This window comes from Nonomuraea sp. NPDC049758 (genome assembly GCF_040674635.1).
Taxonomy (GTDB): domain Bacteria; phylum Actinomycetota; class Actinomycetes; order Streptosporangiales; family Streptosporangiaceae; genus Nonomuraea.
The window spans coordinates 605,683-628,964 of record NZ_JBFAMZ010000001.1; the positions used below are offsets into that span (position 1 = coordinate 605,683).

16 protein-coding genes are annotated in these 23,282 nt (G+C 73.6%); 10 read left to right on the plus strand and 6 right to left on the minus strand.

The genetic code is table 11. The features are described 5' to 3' along the window. Positions 1–22 precede the first annotated feature (22 nt). Complete coding sequence (locus AB0J46_RS02875; protein ID WP_364325545.1) at positions 23–1,411, plus strand: tetratricopeptide repeat protein; 1,389 nt, start codon at positions 23–25, stop codon at positions 1,409–1,411. A gap of 34 nt (positions 1,412–1,445) precedes the next feature. Here the strand turns inward: AB0J46_RS02875 and ald are convergent, their stop codons facing one another. Next, complete coding sequence (gene ald / locus AB0J46_RS02880; protein WP_364325548.1) at positions 1,446–2,555, minus strand: alanine dehydrogenase; 1,110 nt, start codon at positions 2,553–2,555, stop codon at positions 1,446–1,448. Between the two features lie 52 nt (positions 2,556–2,607). Then, complete coding sequence (locus AB0J46_RS02885) at positions 2,608–3,990, minus strand: aspartate aminotransferase family protein (protein WP_364325551.1); 1,383 nt, start codon at positions 3,988–3,990, stop codon at positions 2,608–2,610. A gap of 231 nt (positions 3,991–4,221) precedes the next feature. Here AB0J46_RS02885 and AB0J46_RS02890 point away from each other — a divergent pair, with 231 nt between their 5' ends. Both AB0J46_RS02890 and AB0J46_RS02895 read left to right on the plus strand, forming a co-directional pair. Continuing rightward, entirely contained in the window at positions 4,222–5,577 is a 1,356-nt protein-coding gene (locus tag AB0J46_RS02890; protein WP_358282938.1) for a dipeptidase, read from the plus strand. A 109-nt stretch (positions 5,578–5,686) separates the two neighbouring features. Next, a complete protein-coding gene (locus tag AB0J46_RS02895; protein WP_364325554.1) occupies positions 5,687–6,457 on the plus strand; it encodes a phytanoyl-CoA dioxygenase family protein in 771 nt (256 codons plus the stop codon). Positions 6,458–6,765: 308 nt separating this feature from the next. On the opposite strand, the gene AB0J46_RS02900 is transcribed toward AB0J46_RS02895, so the two are convergent. Further along, the gene (locus AB0J46_RS02900; protein ID WP_364325557.1) at positions 6,766–7,353 is read right to left on the minus strand and encodes a helix-turn-helix domain-containing protein; all 588 of its coding nucleotides are present in this window, start codon (positions 7,351–7,353) and stop codon (positions 6,766–6,768) included. Between the two features lie 167 nt (positions 7,354–7,520). On the opposite strand from AB0J46_RS02900, the gene AB0J46_RS02905 reads away from it, so the two are divergent. From AB0J46_RS02905 to AB0J46_RS02920, 4 genes are read left to right on the plus strand one after another with little or no spacing between them, the layout of a single operon-like run. Further along, entirely contained in the window at positions 7,521–8,165 is a 645-nt protein-coding gene (locus AB0J46_RS02905; RefSeq protein ID WP_364325560.1) for an alpha/beta hydrolase, read from the plus strand. A 60-nt stretch (positions 8,166–8,225) separates the two neighbouring features. After that, complete coding sequence (locus tag AB0J46_RS02910; RefSeq protein WP_364325563.1) at positions 8,226–8,792, plus strand: ATP-binding cassette domain-containing protein; 567 nt, start codon at positions 8,226–8,228, stop codon at positions 8,790–8,792. Then, positions 8,792–11,047: a YhgE/Pip domain-containing protein gene (locus AB0J46_RS02915; protein WP_364325566.1), complete on the plus strand. Its 2,256-nt coding sequence runs from the start codon at positions 8,792–8,794 to the stop codon at positions 11,045–11,047. The genes AB0J46_RS02910 and AB0J46_RS02915 overlap by 1 nt, the downstream gene beginning before the upstream one ends. Further along, entirely contained in the window at positions 11,044–11,610 is a 567-nt protein-coding gene (locus AB0J46_RS02920) for a TetR/AcrR family transcriptional regulator (protein WP_364325569.1), read from the plus strand. The genes AB0J46_RS02915 and AB0J46_RS02920 overlap by 4 nt, the downstream gene beginning before the upstream one ends. Before the next feature lie 7 nt (positions 11,611–11,617). Here the strand turns inward: AB0J46_RS02920 and AB0J46_RS02925 are convergent, their stop codons facing one another. Continuing rightward, complete coding sequence (locus tag AB0J46_RS02925) at positions 11,618–12,139, minus strand: cysteine dioxygenase family protein (RefSeq protein WP_364326159.1); 522 nt, start codon at positions 12,137–12,139, stop codon at positions 11,618–11,620. A 116-nt stretch (positions 12,140–12,255) separates the two neighbouring features. On the opposite strand from AB0J46_RS02925, the gene AB0J46_RS02930 reads away from it, so the two are divergent. From AB0J46_RS02930 to AB0J46_RS02940, 3 genes are all read left to right on the plus strand, one after another. After that, positions 12,256–13,137, plus strand: coding sequence for a LysR family transcriptional regulator (locus AB0J46_RS02930; RefSeq protein WP_364325572.1), 882 nt, complete (start codon positions 12,256–12,258; stop codon positions 13,135–13,137). 21 nt (positions 13,138–13,158) lie between these two features. After that, a complete protein-coding gene (locus AB0J46_RS02935; RefSeq protein ID WP_364325574.1) occupies positions 13,159–13,788 on the plus strand; it encodes a LysE family translocator in 630 nt (209 codons plus the stop codon). An 84-nt stretch (positions 13,789–13,872) separates the two neighbouring features. Beyond that, entirely contained in the window at positions 13,873–20,388 is a 6,516-nt protein-coding gene (locus tag AB0J46_RS02940; RefSeq protein ID WP_364325576.1) for a tetratricopeptide repeat protein, read from the plus strand. 157 nt (positions 20,389–20,545) lie between these two features. Here AB0J46_RS02940 and AB0J46_RS02945 read toward each other — a convergent pair whose 3' ends face one another. Further along, complete coding sequence (locus AB0J46_RS02945; protein WP_364325579.1) at positions 20,546–22,132, minus strand: acyl-CoA synthetase; 1,587 nt, start codon at positions 22,130–22,132, stop codon at positions 20,546–20,548. Then, the gene (locus AB0J46_RS02950; protein ID WP_352323091.1) at positions 22,132–23,280 is read right to left on the minus strand and encodes a thiolase domain-containing protein; all 1,149 of its coding nucleotides are present in this window, start codon (positions 23,278–23,280) and stop codon (positions 22,132–22,134) included. Before AB0J46_RS02950 ends, AB0J46_RS02945 begins: the two co-directional genes overlap by 1 nt. Between the last annotated feature and the right edge of the window lie 2 nt (positions 23,281–23,282).

A 23,282-nucleotide genomic window follows, 5' to 3' on the forward strand; every position in this document is an offset into this window, starting at 1 on the left:
GATCACGTGCCACTCTGTCGCCATGGCCTGGTGGCAGGGAGAGGTGGCGACGCCGGCCGTTCCGGCGCCACGGGTGGGTGACGAGCCGGAGTTGCTGGTGGCCGCGCAGCAGGGCGACGCCCAGGCGGCCCACCGGCTCGGCAAGCTCTACGCCCAGCGCGGCGACCGCGCGGCGGCCCGGCTCTGGTGGGAGCTGGCGGCCGCGGGCGGCAACGTCGACAGCGCGTACAACCTGGGCGTCTGGCACGAGAAGCACGGCAGCCTGGAGGAGGCGGTCATCTGGTACGAGACCGCCGCGGCCACCGGCGACGCGGAGGCCGCCGCCAACCTGGCCACGCTCCTGCTCGAACAGCGCGGCGACGCCGGCGCCGCGCGGGCCTGGTTCGAACGCTCGGCCCTGGCCGGGTCGCGCGCCGCGGCCCGCCGGCTGGCGCTGCTGTGCGAGGACACCGGCGAGACCGGCGTGGCCCGCGAGTGGCACCGCAGGGCGGCCGACGACGGCGACATGGCCTCGGCCCACGACCTCGGCTTCCTGGCCTACTCCGCCGGCGAGGACGAGGAGACCGTGCGCTGGTGGGAGTACGCCGCCAGGGGCGGCCACGCCGACTCCGCCCACTGCATGGGCCTCTACCTGCACGCCAGCCGCGACCCCGAGGGCGCCGAGGCCTACTACCGGCTGGCCGCCAAGAACGAGCACCCGGGCGCCGCCTCCCGGCTCGGCGCCATCGCCCTGTCCCGCGGCGACCTGCGTACGGCCCGCGCCTGGTACGAGCGCGCGGCCGCCGCCGGGCGGCTGGAGGACCAGCGCATGGCCGGGTTCGTCTGCGTGGAGCTCGGCGACACCCCGGCGGCCAGCCACTGGTTCGGCAGGGCGGCGGCGGGCGGCGACGCCGAGTCCGCCTTCAACTACGGCCTGCTGCTGATCGCCGAGTTCGGCGACCTGGCCGGCGGCCGCCACTGGTTCCGCCAGGCGGCGCGGGCGGGCCACCACGGCGCGGCGGTCGAGCTGGGCGGGCTGCTGACGGTCGCCGGCGAGCTGGGCGAGGCCGAGGAGTGGCTGGCCGACCCGCCGCCGCAGACGTGGGCGCGCACCGCCGAGCCCGAGCTGGCCGCCCGCGCGGAGCTGGCGGCGGCGGCCACCGGGCGCAGGGGCGGCGTGCCGCTGTCGGTGCCCGACCTGACGGAGGTGCTGGGCACCTGGGACCTGGTGACCAGGCCGCTGCACGACCACTCCGACGTGATCGGCTGGCTGGTGGAGCGGAGCGGGGTGCACCGCAGCGCGGTCGAGCACCTGGCGTCGGTGCGCGGCACGCTGCTGCGCCCCGGCAGCGCGCCGTGGCCGGGCACGGGCGAGATCCAGCACGTCCTCGCCACCGCCCGCGACCTGCGGCGCCGCCTGGGAGTGCATTAGGGGCGCGACCGCCGGCCGCGCCCCGGGAAGAGGATCAGAGAAGGTCGGCGACCGGCGTGTACGGCAGCCCCAGCGCCTGGGCGACCGGCTCGTTGGTGAGCAGGCCGTCATGGGTGTTCAGACCGCCCGCGAGGCCCTGGTCGGCCTTCAGCGCGTCGCGCCAGCCCAGGTTGGCGAGCTTGACCGCGTACGGGAGCGTCGCGTTGGTCAGGGCGTAGGTGGAGGTGTTGGCCACCGAGCCGGGCATGTTGGCCACGCAGTAGAAGATCGAGCCGTGCACCGTGTACGTCGGCTCGGCGTGCGTGGTCGGCCGCGAGTCCTCGAAGCAGCCGCCCTGGTCGATGGCGATGTCCACGAGCACCGAGCCCGGCTTCATCCGCGCGACCAGGTCGTTGGAGACCAGCGTCGGGGCCTTGGCGCCGGGGATCAGCACCGCGCCGATGACCAGGTCGGCCTGCAGCACTTCGCGCTCGATCGCGTACGAGGTGGACACGAGGGTCTTGAGCCGGCCCTGGTAGATGGCGTCGATCTGGCGGAGCCGGTCGATGTTGGTGTCGAGCACGGTCACGTCCGCGCCCATGCCGACGGCGATCTGCGCCGCGTTGAGGCCCGAGACGCCGCCGCCGATGACGACGACCTTGGCCGGGGCCACGCCGGGCACCCCGCCGGGCAGCACGCCCCGGCCGCCGTTGAAGCGCATGAGGTTGTAGGCGCCCACCTGCGGCGCGAGCCGGCCCGCGACCTCCGACATCGGGGCGAGCAGCGGCAGCGTGTGGCCCACCTGCACGGTCTCGTACGCGATGCCGGTCGTCCTGGCGGCGAGCAGGGCGTCGGTGCACGGGGGGGAGGCGGCCAGGTGCAGGTAGGTGAACAGGACCAGGCCCTCGCGCAGGCGGTGGTACTCCTCGGCGATGGGCTCCTTGACCTTCAGGACCATGTCCGCCCCGGCCCAAACGGCGTCGGCGTTGTCGAGGATCTTCGCGCCCGCGGCGAGGTACTCCTCGTCGGTGATGTGTGAGCCGAGGCCGGCACCCCGCTGGACGGTGACGTCGTGACCGTTCCGCACCAGCTCGTGAACACCGGCGGGGGTGACCGCCACACGGTATTCGTGGTTCTTGACCTCGGCAGGGACGCCGATCTTCATCGTAGGGATCCTTTCGGAGACCGGCACTTCGTCGTACCGGGTGGGGAGGGTGTTAGAGGCGCGCCCACGCTTCCGAGAGCACACCCCGCAGGATGGATCCGATCTCGTCGAACTCCCTCTGCCCCGCGATCAGCGGGGGCGCGAGCTGGATCACGGGGTCGCCGCGGTCGTCCGCCCGGCAGTAGAGTCCGGCGTCGAACAGCGCCTTGGACAGGAATCCGCGCAGCAACCGCTCGGACTCCTCGGCGTTGAACGTCTCCTTGGTGGCCTTGTCCTTGACCAGCTCGATGCCCCAGAAGTAGCCCGAGCCCCGCACGTCGCCGACGATCGGCAGGTCGCGCAGGTCGTCGAGGGTGGCCTGGAAGAGGGGCTCGTTCTTGGTGACGTGGCCGAGCAGGTCCTCGCGCTCGAAGATGTCGAGGTTGGCGAGGGCCACGGCGGCCGACACGGGGTGGCCGCCGAAGGTGTAGCCGTGGGCGAACATGTTGTCGCCCTGCTTGAACGGCTCGAACAGCCGCTCGTGCGCGATCATGGCGCCGATGGGCGAGTAGCCGCTGGTCAGGCCCTTGGCGCAGGTGATGATGTCGGGCACGTAGTCGAACTTCTGGCCGCCGAACATGGTGCCGAGGCGGCCGAAGGCGCAGATGACCTCGTCGGAGACGAGCAGCACGTCGTACTCGTCGCAGATCTCGCGCAGGCGCTGGAAGTAGCCGGGAGGCGGCGGGAAGCAGCCGCCGGCGTTCTGGACGGGCTCGGCGAAGACGGCGGCCACCGTGTCGGGGCCCTCCATCTCGATGGCGCGGGCCACGCGGTCGGCCGCCCAGATGCCGTATTCCTCCGGCGACATGCCGGGGATGCCACTGATCTCGTCGGCGCGGTAGTGGTTCGTGTTCGGAACGCGCACCGAGCCGGGCACGAGGGGCTCGAACATCTGCTTGAACGCCGGGATGCCGGTGATCGACAGGGCGCCCTGCGGGGTGCCGTGGTAGGCGATCTGGCGGCTGATGACCTTGTGCTTGAGCGGCTTGCCGACGAGCTTGTAGTACTGCTTGGCCAGCTTCCACGCGGTCTCGACGGCCTCGCCGCCGCCGGTGGTGAAGAAGACCCGGTTCAGCTCGCCCGGCGCCTGCTCGGCCAGACGGGCGGCCAGCTCGGCCGCCTTGGGGTGCGAGTAGGACCACAAGGGGAAGAAGGCCAGCTCCTGGGCCTGCTTGGCGGCGGCCTCGGCCAGCTCGCCACGCCCGTGCCCGACCTGGACGACGAACAGCCCGGCCAGGCCGTCGAGGTAACGCTTGCCGTGGATGTCGTAGATATAGGACCCCTCACCGCGCACGATGGTCGGGATCTCGTTCTCCTGGTAGGCGCTGTGCCTCGTGAAGTGCAACCACAGGTTGTCCTGCGCGGCCTTCAGGACGTCGTTTTCCGGCTGCGTCATGGTTATCTTCCCTCGTGTTGAACTCCCCACAGTGTGCATCTTCACCTGCGGTTTGCCAAGCGAATCGGTCGCAGCACTATGCAAGAAAATCGAGATCCGCAGAACCGTTGTGTAACAGCAACGAAATCCGCAGGTAGATTAACGCGCGGGTCATGCCCGTTTCCATACTGTGGAACCTTCTGTGATCCAATGAGACCAAACTGCCGAGAACGACCCCCGGGGGACCGTCCCGTGACTCCTGACCAGATCGAGAGCGCCGTCGCCGCCGCGATGCCCCGAGCCATCGAGGAGCTCAAGCGGCTCGCCGCCATTCCCTCCGTGGCCTTCCCCGGGCACCCGGAGGAGCCGGTCTACGCCGCCGCGGCGGCGACGGAGGAGCTCGTGCGCTCGGCGGGCCTGCCGCACGTCCAGCAGGTCGCCGTCGAAGGCAGCTTCCCCGCGATCTACGGCGAGGCCCCGGCCCCTCCCGGCGCGCCCACCGTCCTGCTGTACGCGCACTATGACGTGCAGCCCGCCGGCGACCTGGCCGCCTGGCGCACGCCGCCGTTCGAGCCCACCCTGATCGACGGCAAGCTGTACGGCCGCGGCTGCGCCGACGACAAGTCGGGCATCATCTCCCACATCGCCGCGCTGCGCGCCTTCCAGGGCCGGTTCCCGGTGGGCATCAAGGTCATCATCGAGGGCCAGGAGGAGTACGCGGGCGAGCGCCTGGAGGCCTTCGTCGAGCGCAACCCCGAGCTGCTGCGGGCCGACGCCATCGTGGTCGCCGACACCGGCAACCCGCGCGTCGGCGACCCGGCGGTCACGACGTCGCTGCGCGGCATGGCGGCCTTCACCATCGAGGTGCGCACGCTGCGCGAGGCCGTGCACAGCGGCTCGTTCGGCGGCGCCGCCCCCGACGCGCTGGCCGCCCTGATGCGCATGCTGACCGCGCTGCACGACGAGAACGGCGACATCCGGGTGCCCGGCCTGCCGCGCGGCAGCTTCCTCGGCCAGGGGCCCTCGGAGGAGGAGTTCAGGAAGACCGCCGGCGTGGCGGACGGCGTCTCGCTGGTCGGCTCCGGCTCGCTGGCCGACCGGCTGTGGGCCTCGTACGCCATCACGGTCACGGGCCTCGACGTGCCGACCGTGTCGGGCGCCGTGAACGCGGTCCAGCCGGCGGCGCGGGCCCGGGTGACCGTCCGGGTGCCTCCGTCCGGCGACCCGAAGACCACGGTCAACGCCGTGGTGGAGTTCCTGCGCCAGGTGGCGCCGTGGGGCGTGCAGGTGTCGTTCGACGACTTCACCGTCGGGTCCGGCTTCCAGGCCGACTCCGGCGGCAAGGCGCGGGCGGCGCTCAACCGGGCGATGGAGCGCGCGTTCGGCCGCCCGCCGCGCGACGTGGGCGCGGGCGGGTCGATCCCGCTGGTGAACACGCTGCTCAAGCAGTACCCGGCGGCCGAGATCCTGCTGTTCGGCGCCGAGGACGAGGACGCCGCCATCCACGCCCCCAACGAGCGGGTCGACCTTGAGGAGCTGCGCCGGGTGGCCACCGCCGAGGCGCTGTTCCTGCAGGAGCTGAGCCTGCCGTCGGCGCTCGGCGTCTGAACATCGTTCCCCCGCCCGCTCGGCACGGGCCGGAAATTGCGTTGCCCCTCCTGGCCGCCGTTCGTCAGACTGCACGACGTTCCGCGGAAACCGCCGGGAGGGGCTGCGCATGTTGACCGACGAGCAGATCGAGTCGTTCGTCGAGGACGGGTTCGTCCGGCTGCCCGGCGCGGTTCCCCGGGAGACGGCCGAGCAGTGCCGGGCCGAGCTGTGGGCGGCCAGCGGCTGCGACCCCGACGACCCGTCGAGCTGGACCCAGCCGGTGGTGCGGCTGGGCTGGATCGCGACCCCGCCGTTCCGCGCGGCGGCCAACACGCAGGCGCTGCACGAGGCCTACGACCAGCTCGTGGGCGCCGGGCGGTGGACCGCGCCCATGGGCATCGGCACCTTCCCGCTGCGTTTCCCCAGCGACGAGGAGCCCGGCGACGACGGCTGGCACCTGGAGGCGAGCTTCGCCGGTGACGCCGGCGAGTACCGGGTGAACCTGCGCTCGCGCGGCCGGGCCCTCCTCATGCTGTTCCTGTTCTCCGAGGTCGGCCGCGACGACGCCCCCACCCGGGTACGCGTCGGCTCACATCTGGACGTGCCCGCCCTGCTCGCCGATTCCGGGGACGAAGGGCGTGAATGGTTCCCGCTGTGCGGGGAGGCCGTGCCGCTCAGCGAGGGGCGCCGGGAGGTCACCGTCACCGGCTCGCCCGGCGACGTCTTCCTGTGCCACCCGTTCCTGATCCACGCGGCCCAGCCGCATCGCGGCAGCGTGCCGCGGTTCATGGCCCAGCCGCCGCTGGTGCCGACCGGCCTGCTCGACCTCACCGGCACCGCGCCGACGCCGGTCGAACGCGCGGTCCTGAAGGGGTTGAACGGGACCGCTCCCGCTTAGGACGCCCGGCGGGCCAGGCGGCGCGATGCACAGAGCGCCGGTCGGCTTGTCAGGCGGCACGGGCCGGTCGGCGCGGGTCAGGCGTGGTGGTCCGCCAGGCGGCGTGTCTGCTTCGTCGTGCCGCGGCTGACCAGGCGGAGGCCGGTTTCCACCAGGGCCCAGCCCAGTCGCCGTTCCCAGGCGCGGGCGACCGTCCCCGGGTGCGTCCGGGGTGTCCGACGGGGTGTCCGGGCGGCGGCGGCGCGCAGTTCCTGCCCGCGCACTCGCTCGACAAGTAGGTATAAGTCGGGATTCATCCTGCTCTCTCCTCACGTCGTGAACGGGAACCCGTACAGGTGCACGGCCACGTTCTCGCGGCCCTCGGTGTCCCCCGCCTCGCCGGCCGCCCTGCCGCGGGCCGTCCACTTCACGACCACGTCGTCGATCTCCTGCCTGAGGGCGCGCAACTCCTCCGCGGTCAGCGACAGCAGGAACTCCGACCCGAAGGACGAGTCCTGCCAGGCCTCGCTCCAGGCCCACTGCGCGTCGAGGTAGCCGTCGTACATCTCGGCCAGCTGGCGGGCGTGCAGGCGGGACAGGGTCTGGTGGACCACGACGCCCTCGGGGCTGTCGCGGAAGTCGGAGTTGCGGGTGGAGAAGCTCTCCGCCGACGTCCGCCACCAGCGCTCCCGGGCGTCGCCCCGGCCGCCCTGCGTCTCCTCGATGAGGCCGTGCGAGGCCAGCTTGCGCAGGTGGTAACTGACCAGGGAGACCGCCTCGTCCACCTGCTCGGCCAGCTGCGAGGCCGTCGCGAGCTCGGCGACCTTGAGCGCGCGGTACAGCTTCATGCGCAGGGGGTGCGCCAGCGCCTTGAGCGTGCCGACGTCCTGGACGCGGGGCCGATCGGAGCTTGCCATGCCTTCACGCTAGATGCGAAAGGAAAATTGCGCAATAAAAGTTGCGAGACTTTTCTGTCGCAGCCGCTCGCCATACTGCGTCGGGAACAGGGACACGACGAGGGAGCAGCAACCATGAGCGAGGCATCGCGGGGCGTTTCCGGCACGACGGCGCGGAGGTGAGGCGGATGGCGACGTTCGCGCTGATCCACGGCGGCGGCAGCTCCGCCTGGGACTGGCATCTGGTCGAGGCCGAGCTGCGCGCCCGGGGCCACCGCACGGTGGCCGTCGACCTGCCGATCGAGGACGAGTCGGCCGGCCTGGCCGACTACGCCGACACGGTGGCGCGGGCCGTCGGCGAGGCGGACGAGCTGGTCGTGGTGGCCCACTCGTGGGGCGGCTTCGTCGCCCCGCTGGTCTGCGACCGCCTGCCCGTCAAGCTGCTCGTGCTGGTCACCGCCATGATCCCGGCGCCGGGCGAGCCGCCGGGCGAGTGGTGGGCCAACACCGGTTACCGAGGCGCCGAGGGCCTGGACACGATCGCCGAGTACATGCACGACGTCCCGGAGGAGCTGGCGCAGGAGGAGTTGTCCCGGGGGCGTCCGCAGGCGGAGAAGTCGTCCGTCGAGCCGTGGCCGGGCGCGGCGTGGCCCGACGTGCCGACGCGGTTCCTGCTCTGCCGGGACGACCGGTTCTTCCCGCCCGAGTTCATGCGGCGGGTGGTCCGGGAACGGCTCGGTGTCATGCCCGACGAGATCGGGGGCAGTCACATGGTCATGCTGTCGCGGCCGAAGGAGCTGGCCGAGCGGTTCGAGGCGTATCTCACAGTGTGACGCACCGCATCACGAGGTAATCTTTTGTACTGACCAGTCAGTTCAAGAGATGGGGTTGTGGTGATCGTCGCGCAGGGCTTGTCGATCGAGGGGGTGTACCCGGCGGTCTCGCTGAAGGCGGGCCCCGGGACGCTCACGGCGGTCGCCGGACCGGCGGGCAGCGGGCGGACGAGCCTGCTGCTCACGCTGGCCGGGCGGATGAAGCCGACCACGGGCACGCTCTCCGTCGCCGGGCACACCAGGCCGCGGGCCATCCGCAAGGCGGCGGCGCTCGCGCTGGTCGACGGCGTGACGGATCTCGACAGAGCGCTGACGGTCAAGGAGCACCTGCGCGAGCGCAGGCGCAAGCCGTACCAGGAAGTCCTGAAGCGGGCGGGGCTCGCGGCGCCGGACACGACGCCGGTGAGCGAGCTGGACCGCGAGCAGCAGGTGCGCCTCGGCATCGCCCTGGCCCTGCTGGACGAGCCCGCGGTGATCCTCGCCGACAACGTGGACGCGGGCCTGCCCGACGACCGCGTACGGGAGCTCTGGGACCTCCTGCGCGACCTCGGCGCCGGCCTCGGCACGGCCGTGGTCGCGAGCTGCGTGCGCCCGCCCGCCCGCTACGACCACCTCGTGGAGCTGTGATGAAGGGCATGCTGCGGTCCCGGTTGACCCGGGCTGCGCTGGCGGCGGTGATCGTGCTGCCGCTGCTGTACGCCGGACTGTACCTGTGGTCGTTCTGGGACCCCCAGGGCAACCTCGACCGGGTCCCCGTCGCGCTGGTCATGGAGGACCGCCCGGCCACGGTCGACGGCAAGACCCTGCACGCGGGCCAGGACCTGGCCGACGAGCTGCGCGAACGCCGGACGTTCGCCTGGCACGAGGCCACGCCCCGGCAGGCGGCCGACGGGGTCGCCGACGGCAGCTACTACCTGTCGCTCACCGTGCCCGCCGACTTCAGCGCCCGCCTGGCCTCGCCGTCCGACGACACGACGACCCCCACCCCCGCCCAGCTCGGCCTGCGCGTGGACACCGGCCGCAGCTACATCGTGGGCAGCATCTCCGACGCGGTCTTCAACGAGGTGCGCGCCGCCGCCGAGCGCACGGCCATCCACGACTACTTCGACAAGGTCTTCGTCTCGATCGGCGACATCCACGACGCCACCACCGAGGCCGCCGACGGCGCCGGCAAGCTGCACGACGGCGCGGTCAAGGCCGGCGACGGCGTCTCCCGGCTCAACTCCGGCCTCGGCACCGCCGAGAACGGCGCCCAGCAGCTCTCCGTCGGCCTGAACAGCGCCAACACCGCCACCGGCAAGCTGCGGAACGGCTCGGCCCAGGTCACCGGCGGCATCGGCAAGGCGCAGCAGGCCATCGGCGAGCTGCGCGACGGCCTGCGCAAGCTCCGCAGCGAGGGTACCTCCGAGCTGCGGAAGGGCACCCGGAAGGCAGCCGACCAGGTCCACACCCAGACGCGCGCGGTCAACCAGCTCGCCGACAAGTACGTGCCGGTGCTGAACGAGTGGGGCCCGAAGGTCGCCGACGCCGCCGAGCAGGTGGCCGACGCCGCCGACCGGCTGGCGGACGGCTCCGGCACGGGCACCGGCGCGACCCGCGCGGCGGGCAGCGCCCGCGAGGCCGCCTCCCAGGCCCAGGCCGCGCTCGACCGCCTCGGCGCGGACGCCGACCCTGAGGTGCGCTCCCTGCTGCGCAGCGCGGCGAACGCCGCCGAACGCGCCGCCGAGCAGGCCGGCTCGGCGGGCACCGGCGGCACGGGCGGCGCCTCCGCCCTGTCCGCCCAGGCCCGCGAGCTGGCCAGGAACGCCAGGAAGATCGCGGCCGTGGCCCCGCAGATCGGCCCCAAGGTCGACCAGGTCAGGACCCAGGTGAACGCCCTGGACGACGGCCTGGCCAAGCTGGCCGCGGGCGCGGCGACCGTGGACGCGAGCCTGGCCAAGGCCGGCACCGGCGCGGGCACCCTCTACCAGGGCGCGACCAAGCTGCACGACGGCTCGGCCCAGGTCACCAGCGGCCTCGGGCAGCTCGGCGGCGGGCTGGTCAAGCTCAGCGACGGCGCGAGCACCCTGCGCACCGGGGTCGGCCGGCTGCACGACGGCGCGGGCCAGGTGGACAAGGGCATGGACCAGCTCGCCAAGGGCTCGAAGGACCTGGCGGGCGGGCTCGGCGAAGGCGCGGAGAAGATCCCCGACTACGACGCCCAGCAGCGGGCCGCCCGCGCCGACGTGATGAGCGACCCGGTGCGGCTGGCCAAGACGGTCGACAACGAGGTCCCCAACTACGGCACCGGCTTCGCGCCGTTCTTCCTTCCGCTGGCGCTGTGGGTGGGCGCGATGATCACCTTCATGGTGCTCAAGCCGCTGAACCAGCGGCGGCTGGCCGGGACCCAGGGCGCGGTGCGCATCGCGCTGGCCGGCTGGCTGCCCGCGGTGGCGCTGGGCGCGGCCCAGGTCGGCGTGCTGGCGGCGGTGCTGCGGTTCGCGCTCGGCCTGGAGGCGGCCCACTGGCTCGGGGTGATCGGGCTGCTGCTGCTGGCGGGGGCCGCGTTCCTGGCGGTGGTGCAGGCGGTCAACGCGCTGCTCGGGCCGCCCGGCCGGGTGGTGGGGCTGGCGCTGCTGATGCTCCAGCTCACCTCGGCGGCGGGGACGTACCCGATCGAGACCTCGCCCGGGTTCTTCCAGACGATCTCGCCGTGGTTGCCGATGAGCTGGGTCGTCTCGGCGCTGCGCAGGCTGATCAGTGGCGGCGATCTGACCGTGGTGTGGCAGGCTTGCGGCGTGCTGTCCGCATTCCTCGTGCTCGGGCTCGCGCTGACCACCCTCGCGGTGGAGCGGGGCCGCGTCTGGTCCATGAAGCGCCTGCACCCCGAGCTGTCGCTGTGAGCAGGCAGGACACCCGGGCGAAGGTGTTCACGGCGGCGGTCGAGCTGATCGCCGAGCAGGGCTACGCGGCCACCACGGTCGACGCGATCGCCGAGCGCGCCGGGGTGGCCAAGGGCACCGTGTTCTACAACTTCGGCAGCAAGGAGGGCCTGTTCTCCGCGCTGCTGGAGCACTCGATCGAGCGGCTGGCGGGCGCGCTGGCCGCCGCCGACACCGGCGAGAGCGGCGTGGCCGCCCTCGACTCGGTGGTGCTCGGCCAGCTGCGCTTCTTCGAGGAACACGGCCCGTTCGCCCGGGTGTTGCTGGCCGAGATGTGGCGCACCGCCTGGCAGGAGGCGGTGGCGCGGCTGCGCGAGAGCGCGCTCGGCGTGTACGCGGGCGTGCTGCGCAGGGCGGCCGCGAGCGGTGAGATCCGTCCCGACCTCGACGTGGAGACGGCGGCGACCGCCCTGTTCGGCATGGTCCTGACGGTCGCCATCGAACGCCGCGCCCTCTACCCCGAGCGGCCGATCGAGCAGACCCACCAGACCCTGGTCGAGCTGCTCCACGGCCGCATCAGGTGAGGCGGGCTCAGCGCACCGGCAGCTCGTAGACGCGGCGCACGCTGCTGCCCAGCTTGCCGACGTCGGCGCCGTACACGTGCAGCGACACCCCGACCTCGTCGCTGGTGTTGAGCACCATGTGGATGTCGCCGGGCGGGGCGAAGCCGCTGACCTCGCCCGGCCGGTTGTCGGCGCGTCCGATCTCCAGCAGGTGGTCGCCCATGTCGCGGTAGAGCGTCTCGTGCTCGACGCCGCTGAGGATGCCGAACGTGCACCACGACACGTGGTCGTGGATGACCGTGTACTGGCCGGGACGCCACACGACGGCCACGATCGAGAACTCGTCCTGGGCGTGCAGCAGGTGGGAGGCGTAGCGGTCGGGGGTGCCGAGGCGCTCCTCGGGCGTGAGGATGTCCATGCCGGGCAGCCGGTCGCGCAGCAGGTCGGCGACGGCGAACGCAGTCTCGCGGGCGCCGAGCTTCCTGGCCACGATCTCGGAGATGCCGGACACCAGAACGTCGAGCCCTGGCCTGGTGGTGGTCGCGACCATGTTCACGGTGTCCTCCTAGGTAAATGTGGCAATTTGTCCTCCCTCTCTACGGTGGCTCATGGCGATCGATAGGTCCAACAGAAGTCTTCTGGCCTATTGATAGATACGATTGATGAATGCTCGACGTCGCCCGGCTCCGCGTCCTCGTCGCGGTGGCCCGCAAGGGGTCGCTCACCGCGGCCGCCAAGGAGCTCCACTATTCCCAGCCGTCCATCAGCCACCACCTGGCCCGGCTGGAGGCCGAGACCGGCGCCAAGCTCGTCCAGCGGGTGGGGCGCGGCATCCGGCTGACCGAGGCGGGCCGGCTGCTGGCCGACCGCGCGGCTGACATCATCGGCCGGATCGACGCCACGGCCGAGGAACTGGCCGCCCACGTGGGCCTGCGCGAGGGCCGCGTGCGGCTGGCCGCCTTCCCGTCGGCGCTCGGCACGTTCATCCCGTCCGCCGTCCGCCGCCTGGCGGCCGCCCATCCCGGGCTGCGGCTGGAGCTCACCGAGACCGAGCCGCCCGAGGCCCTCAGGCTGCTGCGCGCCGGCCGCGTCGACGTCGCCGTCATGTTCCGGTACGACGACACCGCCCCCGAGGACGCCGGCCTGCACCTGATCCACCTCCTCGACGACCCCAGCTACCTGGTCTCCCCCGAGCCGGGCGGCGAGCTGGCCGACCACGCCGACTCCCCCTGGATCGCCGGCTGCGACCGCTGCCGCAGCCACCTGCTCGACATCTGCGCCAAGGCCGGGTTCGAGCCGCGCATCTCCTTCACCAGCGACGACATCGTGGCCGTGCAGGCGCTCGTGGCGGCCGGCATGGGCCTGACCGTCCTGCCCGGCCTGGCGCTCACCGCCCACCGCAACCCCGACGTCGCGGCGGCCCAGGTGCCCGGCTCCACCAGGCACGTCTACGCCGCCGTCTACGGCGACCCGCCGCACCCGCCGGCCACCGGCGCCCTGCTCGAAGCGCTCGGCGCAAGCCTGCCGCCCGCCGGGGAAAGCCGTTGACGGCGTCCTTACGATGAGCACATGCCGGACATCACGCATATCGCGCTGTTCTGCGCGGCCACGCTGGGACTGCTCGTGGTCCCCGGCCCCGCGGTGCTCTACATCGTCACCCGCAGCGTCTCCCAGGGCCGGTCCGCCGGGTTCGTCTCGGTGCTGGGCGTGCACGCCGGCTCGCTGGTCCACATCGGCGCGGCGGCCCTCGGCCTCAGCGCGCTGATCGCGGCCTCGGCGACCGCGTTCACGGTCGTCAAGTACGTGGGCGTGGCGTACCTGCTCTGGCTCGGCCTGCGCAAGCTGATGAAGCGCGGCGGGGAGTCCGAGGAGGTCGTCGAGCTGCAGGTGCAGTCCAGGCGGCGGCTGTTCTGGGAGGGGTTCGTGGTCAACGTGCTCAACCCGAAGACGGCCTTGTTCTTCCTGACCTTCCTGCCGCTGTTCACCGTCCCGGCGGCGGGGCCGGTGGGGCCGCAGATCCTGATGCTCGGCGGGTTGTGGCTGGTGCTGGGGATGGTCAGCGACGGCATGTACGCGCTGCTGTCGTCCACGCTGGCCGGACGGCTGCGCGGGTCCGTACGGGCGCGGCGGCGGCTCGACGTGGGCAGCGGCCTGGTCTACCTCGGGCTGGCCGCATGGCTCACAACCGAGAAGGCATGACAAGCCGCGAAATTTCCCGCTCTTAATGCGATAGTGAGATCGATCGGGGGACGAAAAGCCGGGACGTAGCAGCTAGGCGGACCCATGGACGCGCCACCGCACCGCCTCGGCCTCGAACGAGTCGTCGAGGTCTACTCGGGTCACGACGACGTGGTCGGCGTGACCGGGACCGGCCATGTGATCGGCACGGACCTCGTGCTGACCGCGTCCCTCGTGGTGGACCCCGGCGCGCCCTGCCAGGTGCGCCCGCCGTGGTCGTCCCGGTGGGCGGCGGCCGAGCAGGTCTGGCGCGGGCACGGCGCGGTGCTGCTGCGGGTGCCCGGACCGCCCTGGGCCGACGTGCCCGGCATCGGACACCTTCGGTGGGCCGCCCTGTCCGGGGAACGGGTGCCGTGCCTGGCCATGGGGTTCCCGCAGGCGCGGCGGCGGTCGGGGTTCAGGGACGTCCGGGTGCTGTCCGGAACCGCCGCCGCCCCCACGGGCCCGGCGTCGCGGACGCTCAGCATGGACGTACCCGGCCCGCCGCCTCCCATGGAGGTGTGGGCGGGCCTGACCGGCGCCGCGCTGCTGGCCGAGCCCGCCGGCCAGGTCACCGCCGTCGTCACGGCCTCGGCCGCCGGGCACGCCCGGGGGCGGCTCGACGCGGTGCCCGTGGGCGTGCTGCTGCGCGACGACCGGTTCCGCGAGCTGACCGGGGCCGCGCCGGGCCCCTTGGAGAGGGTTTCCGCCGGTGACGGGCGGGTGGTCCTGTCCGGGCTGCTGCTCCCGGCGCGGGAGCCGTTGCCGTCCGACTGCCCGGACTGGCGGCTGCTGCTGCCGCGGCACGCCGTGGTGCCGTACTCGGGGCGGGACGGGCAGCTCGCCGCCCTGCGGGCCTGGGCCGGGGAGCCCGCCGCGTTGTCGGTCGCGGTGGTCACCGGGCGGAGCGGCACGGGCCGTACCCGGCTGGCCGGGGAGCTGTGCGAGGAACTGCGGGAAGCGGGCTGGGACGCCGGTTTCCTGGCCCTGGACGCCGCGCTCGCCGCCCTGTCCGGGCGCGCGACGGTGTCCTTGGAGGCGGTGCGGCCTTCGCTGGTGGTCGTGGAGTCGCCGGAGCCGTCCGCTCCGCTGGTGGGCGAGCTGGTACGGCGGCTGGCCAAGCACGGGCACAACCCCCGCGTACGGGTGTTGCTGCTGGCCCGCGAGCCCGGCGAGGCGGAGTGGTGGCGGCGGCTGGACACGGCGGCGGGCGGCTGGCTGCGCCGGCTCAACACCACGACCGTGCAGCTCAACCAGCACCCGCTCACCCTGAACGAGCGCACCGAGCATGCGTTCACGGCGATGAAGGCGTTCGCGCCGAGCCGGGCCGCGCTGCCCACGCCCCCACGTCTGGACGACCCCGAGTACGGCCTGCCGCTCCGCGTCCACCTGGCGGCTCTGCTGCGGCTGCGCGGCGGCGAGACGGAGGTCCTGCCCGCGCCCACCGTCCCGGACGCCCTGCCCGGCGGCGGGATCGGCGCCCCGCCCTACCGGACGGCGCCCGAGCCCCGCCCCGGGACGTCCTGGAACGCCTTCCGTCCCGGCGGCCGGAGCGGAACCCGGACGCGCGCGGTGGTGACCGTCGGCGAGGAGCTGCTGAGCCGCTTCCTCGACCGCGAACGCGACCAGTGGGCCACCGTCTGGCCCGCCGGCCGCGCCCAGGTGGACGAGACCACCGCCCGGCAGTCCGTCGCCCTGCTCACGCTCACCGCCCCCACCCCCGCCGAGCTCCCTGGCCTGCTGTCGGCCGTGCCCGCCCTGCACGGCGATCCGCAGGCCGCGGCGGTCGTCGCCGACTGGCTGGGACGCGTCTTCCCCGGCGTGGACCGGCTCTGCCCGCTCGGGCCGGACCTGGTGGCCGAACAGGCGCTCGCCGAGACCGAGGGCCTGGACGCGCTGGTCCTGGCCGTGCACGACCACGAGCGACGGACGGCCGGGCACCTGGCACGCCTGCTCGACGTGCTCCGCCTGGGCACGGAGCGGGCGGAGGTGGGGCGGGCGCTGCGTTCGCTGGTGACGTCCAGGATCGGGGCGCTGGTCGCGGAGGCGGCGGCGAACCCGGCCACCCGGCTCGGCGACCTGCTGAACGCCGCGCTCACGCAACTGCCGGCCGACCGGGCGACGACCGCGGCGGTGGCGGCGCTGCCCTTCGAACCGCAGGCGGATGCGCAGGTGGATTCCCGAGCGGATTCATGGGGTTCGTCCATTGCTGGGCCGCCGCTCGGGTTGCGGGCCCTTGAGGTGACGCTGGCCGAGCTGGCCGTACGGCATTTCCGTGCAGGCGGCAGGCGGACCGCGCTGGCGGGGGCGCTGGCCCGGCTGTCGTCCCGGTTGTCGGCCGTGGGCCGGGTGGGTGAGGCGGTGGTGGCCGCCGCCGAGGCCGTGGAGATCTTCGCGGCCGCTCCCCCGTACGAGGAGGCGGCCGGTCAGGCGGAGGCGCTGTTCGTCCTGGGGGCGTGCCTGCTGCTCGCGGGCGAGTCCGGCAGCGCGCTCAGGCCCGCCCAGGAGGCGGCGACCCGGTTCCGCATCCTGTCCGAGGACGACCCCCGGTACGCGGGACGGGCCGGGCAGGCGTACCACAACCTGGCGTGCGCGCTGCTGGACTCGGGACGGACGGCCGAGGCGGTGGAGGCGTTCGCGGCGGCGGGCGGTGCCGGCGAGGCCGCCACGGCCCTGACCGACATCCTCACAGCCCACACCTCCCCCACAAGCCCCACCCTCGCTCCCCTGCCCAAGCCCCCCGCGCCCACCGCCGCACGATCCCCGTCACCCAGCCCCGAACAGACCCCCGACGACGGCCCGCCCACCATGCCCGGCGTCACCAGACCGACCGCCATGCCTGACGCCGGACAGCCCCCTTCGTCCCACGCCACCAGACCGGCCACCACGCCAGTCACCGGACCGCCCGTCATGCCGGGCGTCGTCAGGCGGGTGCCCGCGCCTGTCCCGCCATTCGCCTTTCCCGGTCCCGAGCCGGGGGCGTTGCCCGGGTTGGCCGCCTGTCTCACCGTGGCGGTCACCGCCGCCGTGGCGGGCGCGGCGCCGACCGACAGGGATCTGGCTCAGCGGTTGTGCCTGCTGGCCGGGTGGCTCGGTGAGCATGGCAGGGCGGCCGAAGCCGTCGCACCCGCCGCGGAGGCCGTCGTACGGCTGCGCGGCCTGGCGGACGAGGAACCGGGCCTGCGGCTGATGCTGGCCGAGGCCGCGGGCCTGCTGGCCGGGCTGCACCGCGAGCTGGACGACCTGGACCAGGCCGAGCGGTTCGCCGCCGAGGCGGTGCGGAACCTGCGCTCGCTGGTCGCGCTCGAACCCGACGAGCACCGCCCGGCCCTGACCGTCCAGCTCCTCGACCTGGGCGAACTGCTGCTGACCGACGCGCGTCCCCGCGACGCGCTCGACCCGCTCCAGGACGCCTCGATCCTCGCCTCCGAACTGGACGAGCGGCACAAGGCCGTCAGGGCCCGCTCCGGACACCTGCTCGCCCTCTGCCTGGCCGAACTCGACCGCCCTGCCGACGCCCGGGCCCATGCGGAGGCAGCGGCCGCTCTGTACGACACTCTGAGCACCGAAGACGCGTCCTACCAGCGACATCGTGAGGAGATCCGAGCCTGGCAGGAGTCGACGACCGACCCCACCGCCGCCGCGGCCGGAGAACCCGAACAGCCCTGGATGACCACCCTGATCACCCCGCCACCCGACGTGGCCAGAGCCGAACGAACCCTGCTCGAACGCCGCGCCGCCCTGGAACCCACGGACAGCCCCGCATTCGCCAACGGCCCTGCGGTCCTGCAAGGCCCACCGGTCATGGGCGACCCTGGGGTCTTGGAAGGCCCACAGGTCATGCGCAGCCCCGGGGTCGTGGAAGACCCGCAAGTCCCCGCCGGACCGCCGCCCGCGAACGGTCCGCAAACCGCGGACAGGCCACGGGCCGCGGACGGGCCGCAGACCCGGGACGGGCCGCAAGCCGCGCGGGTGCAGGCGTACACCGCCGCCCAGGCAGCGCTGGCACGCGCCTGGGCCGAAACCGGACGCGCCCGCGACGGCCTCCTCCTCGCCACCCAGGCCGCCGACCTGCTGCGACGCCACGCGACACCGGACGCCCCCGGCGACGGGAATGACCCGAACGGCGCAGGTGGCGCGGGCCTGAACAGCCCGCGACTGGACGACTCGGGCGTGGACGGCTCGGGCGTGGGCGGCTCGGGCGTGGGCGGCTCGGGCGTGGGCGGCTCGGGCGTGGGCGGCTCGGGCGTGGGCGGCGGGGGTACCGACGGGGCTGGAGTCGGCGGGACGGTGGTAGGCGGGGCGGTCGTGGGTGGGGCCGTTGTGGGGGCGGTTGGGCGTGCGCTGGTGGGGTTGGGGCGGTATTCAGAGGCGGTGCCGTATCTGCGGGGTGCTGTCGAGGCGTGTGGGCCGCAGGCCGAGGTCAGCTTCGTGGTGCAGCAGGAGCTGGCCAAGCTGCTCGTCCTGGAGGTCGTGGCGCTGGAGGCCACGGGCCGCCTGGAGGTCGCCGACGGCGAGGCGGAGCGGCTGGTCGCGGTGTGCGAGGGGCTGGTGGCCGAGCGGCTGGAGTCCCCGGTCGTGCTCGCGGGGGCGCTGCGTCTGCACGCGGGCCTCCGGCTGGCCGCCGGGAACGTGGCAGGAGCGCTCCAATCGGTCACCCGCGCGCTGGACATCCTCGTGCCCGAGCCGCCCGACCGCACCCGTCTGCTCACCGCCACCTGCCTGGAGCTCAGCGGCCTGTGCCACGCCGACCTGGACGAACGCGACCTCGCCGCCGCCGAACTGGCCAAGGGCGTCGCCCTGATGGCCGAGGAGGGCCCGCTCACCCGGGACCTGGCCGGCGTGCACGTGCGAGCGCTGGCCCGTCTGGCCCGGCTCCGCGTGACCGGCCACGGCCCGTCCGCCGGGACCGACCTGTACGCCCAGATCCTCCGGGTACGTCCGCTTCCGCACCCCGACGTGCTCACCACGGCCGTGGACGAGCTGTCCGCCCACCTGCGCGCGGCCACCCCGAGGACGGCCGCCAGGCTGCTACCGCTGCTGACGGCGTTCGCCGAGGCGTTGGAACGCGAGGCCCCGGTCAGCGAGAACCCGCTGCTGCACGAGCGGTTCGGCCGCTGCCTCATGCTCGGCGGCGCGACGGCGGCTCCGGCCGTCCGCGTCCTCAAGGGGCTGGCCGCGTTCGACGCCCGCCACCGGCATTCCCTGGGCCTGGCGCTGGCCGCGCTCGGCGATGCCGACCTGACCGTCCTTGAGCAGGCCGTGGACCTGTTGTCCGAGGACGGGAGGGCGCTGGCCGACACGCTGAACAGGTACGCGGTCAGGCTGTTGGAGGCCGGTCGGCCGGTGGAGGCGCTGGCCCACTCGGAACGCGCCGCCGACCTCTGCGACGAGCTGGACGAGCCCGCCGTCGCCGCCGTCACGTACGCCCAGCTCGGCGCTGCTCTGGCCGCCCTCGACCGTCCGCAGGCCGCGCTGGAGGCGGTGACCTGGTCGCTGGCCGAGCAGGAACGCGCCGCGGAGGCGCGGGGCGGCGAGGCCGGGCTGCTCGGCGTGCGCGCGCAGGCGATCCAGGTGCGCGGGCAGGTGCTGCGCGCGTCCGGCCGGACGCAGGAGGCGCTGGCCCATTTGGTGGAGGCCATGCGGCTGCACGTCCGGCTCGCCCGGCCCGCGGCGGCGGCCGAGGTGGCCGGGACGGTCGCCGACGACCTGCTGGCCGCCGGGCGTCCCGAGGAGGCCGCCGAGTACGCCAGGATCGCCGTCACCGGCCTGCCGCCGCGCACGCTCAGGCATGCCCTGGCCACCCAGCGCCTGGTCAGGTGCCACATGATGCTGGGCGAGGCGCGGGAGGCGGGCGCGCTGGCCGAGGAGCTGATCCGGCTGGCCAGGCGGTCGCCGGGCGAGCTGACGTACCGGGCGATCCTGGCCGATTCGCTGGCGCAGAGCTCGGAGCTGCTGCCCCTGCTGCGCCCCGGCGCGGCGGCGGAGGCCGAGCAGCGGGCCCGCGAGGCCATCGCGATCTACGACGAGCTGCTGACCACGGGCATGAACGCCGAGGCGCTGCACGTCAGCCGGGCGGGGGCGGGGCTGACGCTGGCCGCCGCGCTCCGGCTGCGCGAGCAGCCGGCGGCGGCGGTGGGGCCGCTGCGCGAGGCCGTCGCCGTGCTCGAACGCCATGCCCCCGCGAACCCCCTGCTCGGCGGCATCCTGTCCCGCGCCCTGCTCATGCTGGGCGACGCGCTGATGGAGTCGGGCCGGGCGCTGGAGGCCAGCCTGGTCTTCCATCGCGGCGCCCAGGTGATCGACGACGAGCCGGCCGCCGCCGTCGCCCACGCCCGGCTCGGCTTCTGCCAGCAGGAGCTGGGCAGGGACGACGCGGCCGACACCGCGCTCCGGGTCGCGCACGGCCTGCTGCGCGGCCTCCTGACCGCCGGCGGCACCACCGCGAACGGCCCGAACGGCGGGAACGGCGAACTCACCGAGCTGCTGCGCGACGTGCTGCGCGGCCGGCTGCGGCTGCTGGAGAAGTCCGGCAGGCGCGAGGAGGCGGCCCAGGTGGAGGCCGAACTACGCACGACCTAGCCCGCCGCGCGGCCTGAGCCCACGAGCGACGACGCCGAGCCAGGAGCAAGGCGAGCCCCTGACAAGGGCGCCGGGCCAGGAGGGCGGGCGCGGCCTGCGCGGAGGGGGCCAGGCCAGGGGGAAGGCGGGCCCCGGTCAGGCGGTGAGTCGGGAGTGGTCAGGGGGTGGCGGCCTCGGCGGTTTGCCTGGCCCAGCGGTAGTCGGCCTTGCCGGCGGGCGAGCGGACCATCTCCTTCACGAACGCGTACGAACGCGGCACCTTGTACCCCGACAACGACGCCCGGCAGTGAACGTCCAGCTCGGCGGCGGTCACCTCGACGCCGGGACGCGGCTCGACCACCGCCGCCACCCGGCTCCCCCACCGGTCGTCCGGCACGCCGGTCACCACCGCGTCGAACACCGCCGGATGGCCCTTGAGCACGGCCTCGACCTCCTCGGGGAACACCTTCTCCCCGCCGGTGTTGATGCACTGCGAGCCGCGGCCGAACACGTGCACGGTGCCGTCGGCGTCCACGGTCGCCAGGTCGCCGGTGAGCAGCCAGCGGGTGCCGTCGGGGTCGGTGACGAACGTGCGCGCCGACTTGTCCGGGTCGTTGTAGTAGCCGAACGCCACCCGCCCGGACCTGGCCACCGTCCCCATCTGCCCCGAACCCGGCGGAACGGGACGTCCCCGCTCGTCCAGGACGCTGATCCTGGCCGACGGGTTGGGCTGGTAGCGCAGCCCGGTCTCGGGCGTGGAGCCGGGCAGCGCGGAGGCGGTGTAGCCGGACTCCGTCGAGCCGAAGCTGTCCACGATCATGACGTCGGGCAGCAGGCCCTGGAGCCGGTCGCGGACCGCGCCGCTCAGGATCGCGCCGGTCGAGCTGACGACGAACAACGACGACAGGTCGTACGCGCCCGTCTCCAGCGCCTCGGCCAGCGGCCTGGCCATGGCGTCACCCGTGATGCTCATGGTCAGCACGCGCTCACGCTCGACCGCCCGCCACACCTCGCCCGCGTCGAACTTGGGGACGAGCACCATCGTCCCGCCCGCCCACCAGCTGATGAAGGTGGCCATCTGCGCGGCGCCGTGCATGAGCGGCGAGGTGGCCATCATGATCATGGGCGTGGCCTTGACGGCCTCGTCGATGACCTCCTGCGGGGTGGTGCGCGGGTCGCCGTACGGGTTGCCGCCGCCGAAGGCCATGAACAGGTCCTCGACGTGCCACATCGCGCCCTTCGGCATGCCGGTGGTGCCGCCGGTGTAGATGATGTAGACGTCCTGGCCGGTGCGCGGGGCGAAGCCGCGTTCCGGCCTGCCGCGCTCCAGCGCCGCCTCGTACGGCACCGCCGAGGCGATCGACGACTCGCCGCCGACCGCGATCAGGTGCTCCAGCAGCGGCGCCTGGTGCGCGACGGCGGCCACGCGGGGGTCGAACTCGACGTCGTAGACCAGCGCGCGCAGGTCGGCGTCCTGGTAGAGGTAGAGCAGCTCGGCCTCGACGTACCGGTAGTTGACGTTGATCGGCACGGCCCGGATCTTGAGCGCGGCCAGCAGCCCGGCCAGGTACTCCACGCCGTTGTACAGATGCAGCCCGACGTGCTGGCCCGGCCGCACGCCCAGGCCGGCGAGGTAATGGGCGAGCCGGTTGGCCTCGGCGTCCAGCTCCGCGTAGGTGCGCCGCCGGTCGCCGCAGATGACGGCGGTGCGGTCCCCGATCACGTCGGCGAGTGCTTCGAACAGGTCCGCGTGGTTGAACTCCATCAGGGTCTCTCCCGTCCGACGATCCACATCGCGAAGAACTGGGCTCCGCCGCCGTAGGCGTGGCCGAGCGCCGTGCGGGCGCCGTCCACCTGGTGCTCGCCGGCCTGGCCGCGCACCTGGAGCGCGGCCTCGGCGAACCTGATCAGCCCCGAGGCCCCGATCGGGTTGCTGGACAGCACGCCGCCGGAGGCGTTCCACGGGATGTCGCCGTCGAGGGCCGTGGCGCCGGACTCGGTCAGCTTCCAGCCCTCGCCCTCCGCCGCGAATCCCAGGTTCTCCAGCCACATCGGCTCGTACCAGGAGAAGGGCACGTACACCTCGGCCACGTCGATCTCGCGGCGCGGGTCGGTGACGCCGGCCTGGCGGTAGACGTCGGCGGCGCAGTCCTTGCCGCCCTGGGGGCTGACGGTGTCGCGGCCGGCCCGGAAGATGGGCTCCGAGCGCATGGCGGTGCCGTGCACCCAGGCGGGGGTGCCGGTGACCTTGTGCTCGGCGGCCAGGACCATCGCGCACGCGCCGTCGCTGGACGGGCAGGTCTCCAGGTAGCGGATCGGCTCCCAGAGCATCGGCGTGGACTCGACCATCTTCTGGTCGATGCCGGGGATCCTGAGGTGGGCGTAGGGGTTCTTCAGGGCGTTGAGCCGATCCTTGACGGCGACCAGCGTGCCGATGTGGCCGGGCGCGCCGGACCTGCGCATGTACTCGCGGATGTGCGGCGCGAAGTAGCCGCCCGCGCCGACCACGAGCGACGCGCTGAAGGGCAGGTGCGTGGACAGCGCCCAGGTGGCGTTGGACTCCGACTGCTTCTCGAAGGCCACCACGAGCACCCGCTCGTGCACGCCGCCCTGGATCAGGCTCGCGCCGACCAGCGCCGTCGAGCCGCCGACGCTGCCCGCGGTGTGCACCCGCATCATCGGCTTGCCCGCCGCGCCGAGCGCGTCGGCGAGGTACGCCTCGGGCATCATCACGCCCTCGAACAGGTCGGGCGCCTTGCCGACCACGACGGCGTCGATGTCCTTGAACGTCAGCCCGGCGTCCTCCAGGGCCCGCAGCGCCGCCTCGCGGACCAGGCCCGCGATGGAGACGTCCCTGCGCTTGGTGGTGTAGTGCGTCTGCCCGACCCCGATCACCGCGCAGCGGTTGCCCATGA

Excerpts from the sequence above, each read along its gene's own strand:
- ald (WP_364325548.1), bottom strand. The coding sequence starts at position 2,555 with ATGAAGATCGGCGTCCCTGCCGAGGTCAAGAACCACGAATACCGTGTG.
- AB0J46_RS02940 (WP_364325576.1), top strand. The coding sequence starts at position 13,873 with ATGGACGCGCCACCGCACCGCCTCGGCCTCGAACGAGTCGTCGAGGTC.
- AB0J46_RS02930 (WP_364325572.1), top strand. The coding sequence starts at position 12,256 with ATGCTCGACGTCGCCCGGCTCCGCGTCCTCGTCGCGGTGGCCCGCAAG.
- AB0J46_RS02900 (WP_364325557.1), bottom strand. The coding sequence starts at position 7,353 with ATGGCAAGCTCCGATCGGCCCCGCGTCCAGGACGTCGGCACGCTCAAG.
- AB0J46_RS02935 (WP_364325574.1), top strand. The coding sequence starts at position 13,159 with ATGCCGGACATCACGCATATCGCGCTGTTCTGCGCGGCCACGCTGGGA.
- AB0J46_RS02950 (WP_352323091.1), bottom strand. The coding sequence starts at position 23,280 with ATGGGCAACCGCTGCGCGGTGATCGGGGTCGGGCAGACGCACTACACC.
- AB0J46_RS02875 (WP_364325545.1), top strand. The coding sequence starts at position 23 with ATGGCCTGGTGGCAGGGAGAGGTGGCGACGCCGGCCGTTCCGGCGCCA.
- AB0J46_RS02925 (WP_364326159.1), bottom strand. The coding sequence starts at position 12,139 with ATGGTCGCGACCACCACCAGGCCAGGGCTCGACGTTCTGGTGTCCGGC.
- AB0J46_RS02895 (WP_364325554.1), top strand. The coding sequence starts at position 5,687 with ATGTTGACCGACGAGCAGATCGAGTCGTTCGTCGAGGACGGGTTCGTC.
- AB0J46_RS02885 (WP_364325551.1), bottom strand. The coding sequence starts at position 3,990 with ATGACGCAGCCGGAAAACGACGTCCTGAAGGCCGCGCAGGACAACCTG.
- AB0J46_RS02915 (WP_364325566.1), top strand. The coding sequence starts at position 8,792 with ATGAAGGGCATGCTGCGGTCCCGGTTGACCCGGGCTGCGCTGGCGGCG.
- AB0J46_RS02945 (WP_364325579.1), bottom strand. The coding sequence starts at position 22,132 with ATGGAGTTCAACCACGCGGACCTGTTCGAAGCACTCGCCGACGTGATC.
- AB0J46_RS02905 (WP_364325560.1), top strand. The coding sequence starts at position 7,521 with ATGGCGACGTTCGCGCTGATCCACGGCGGCGGCAGCTCCGCCTGGGAC.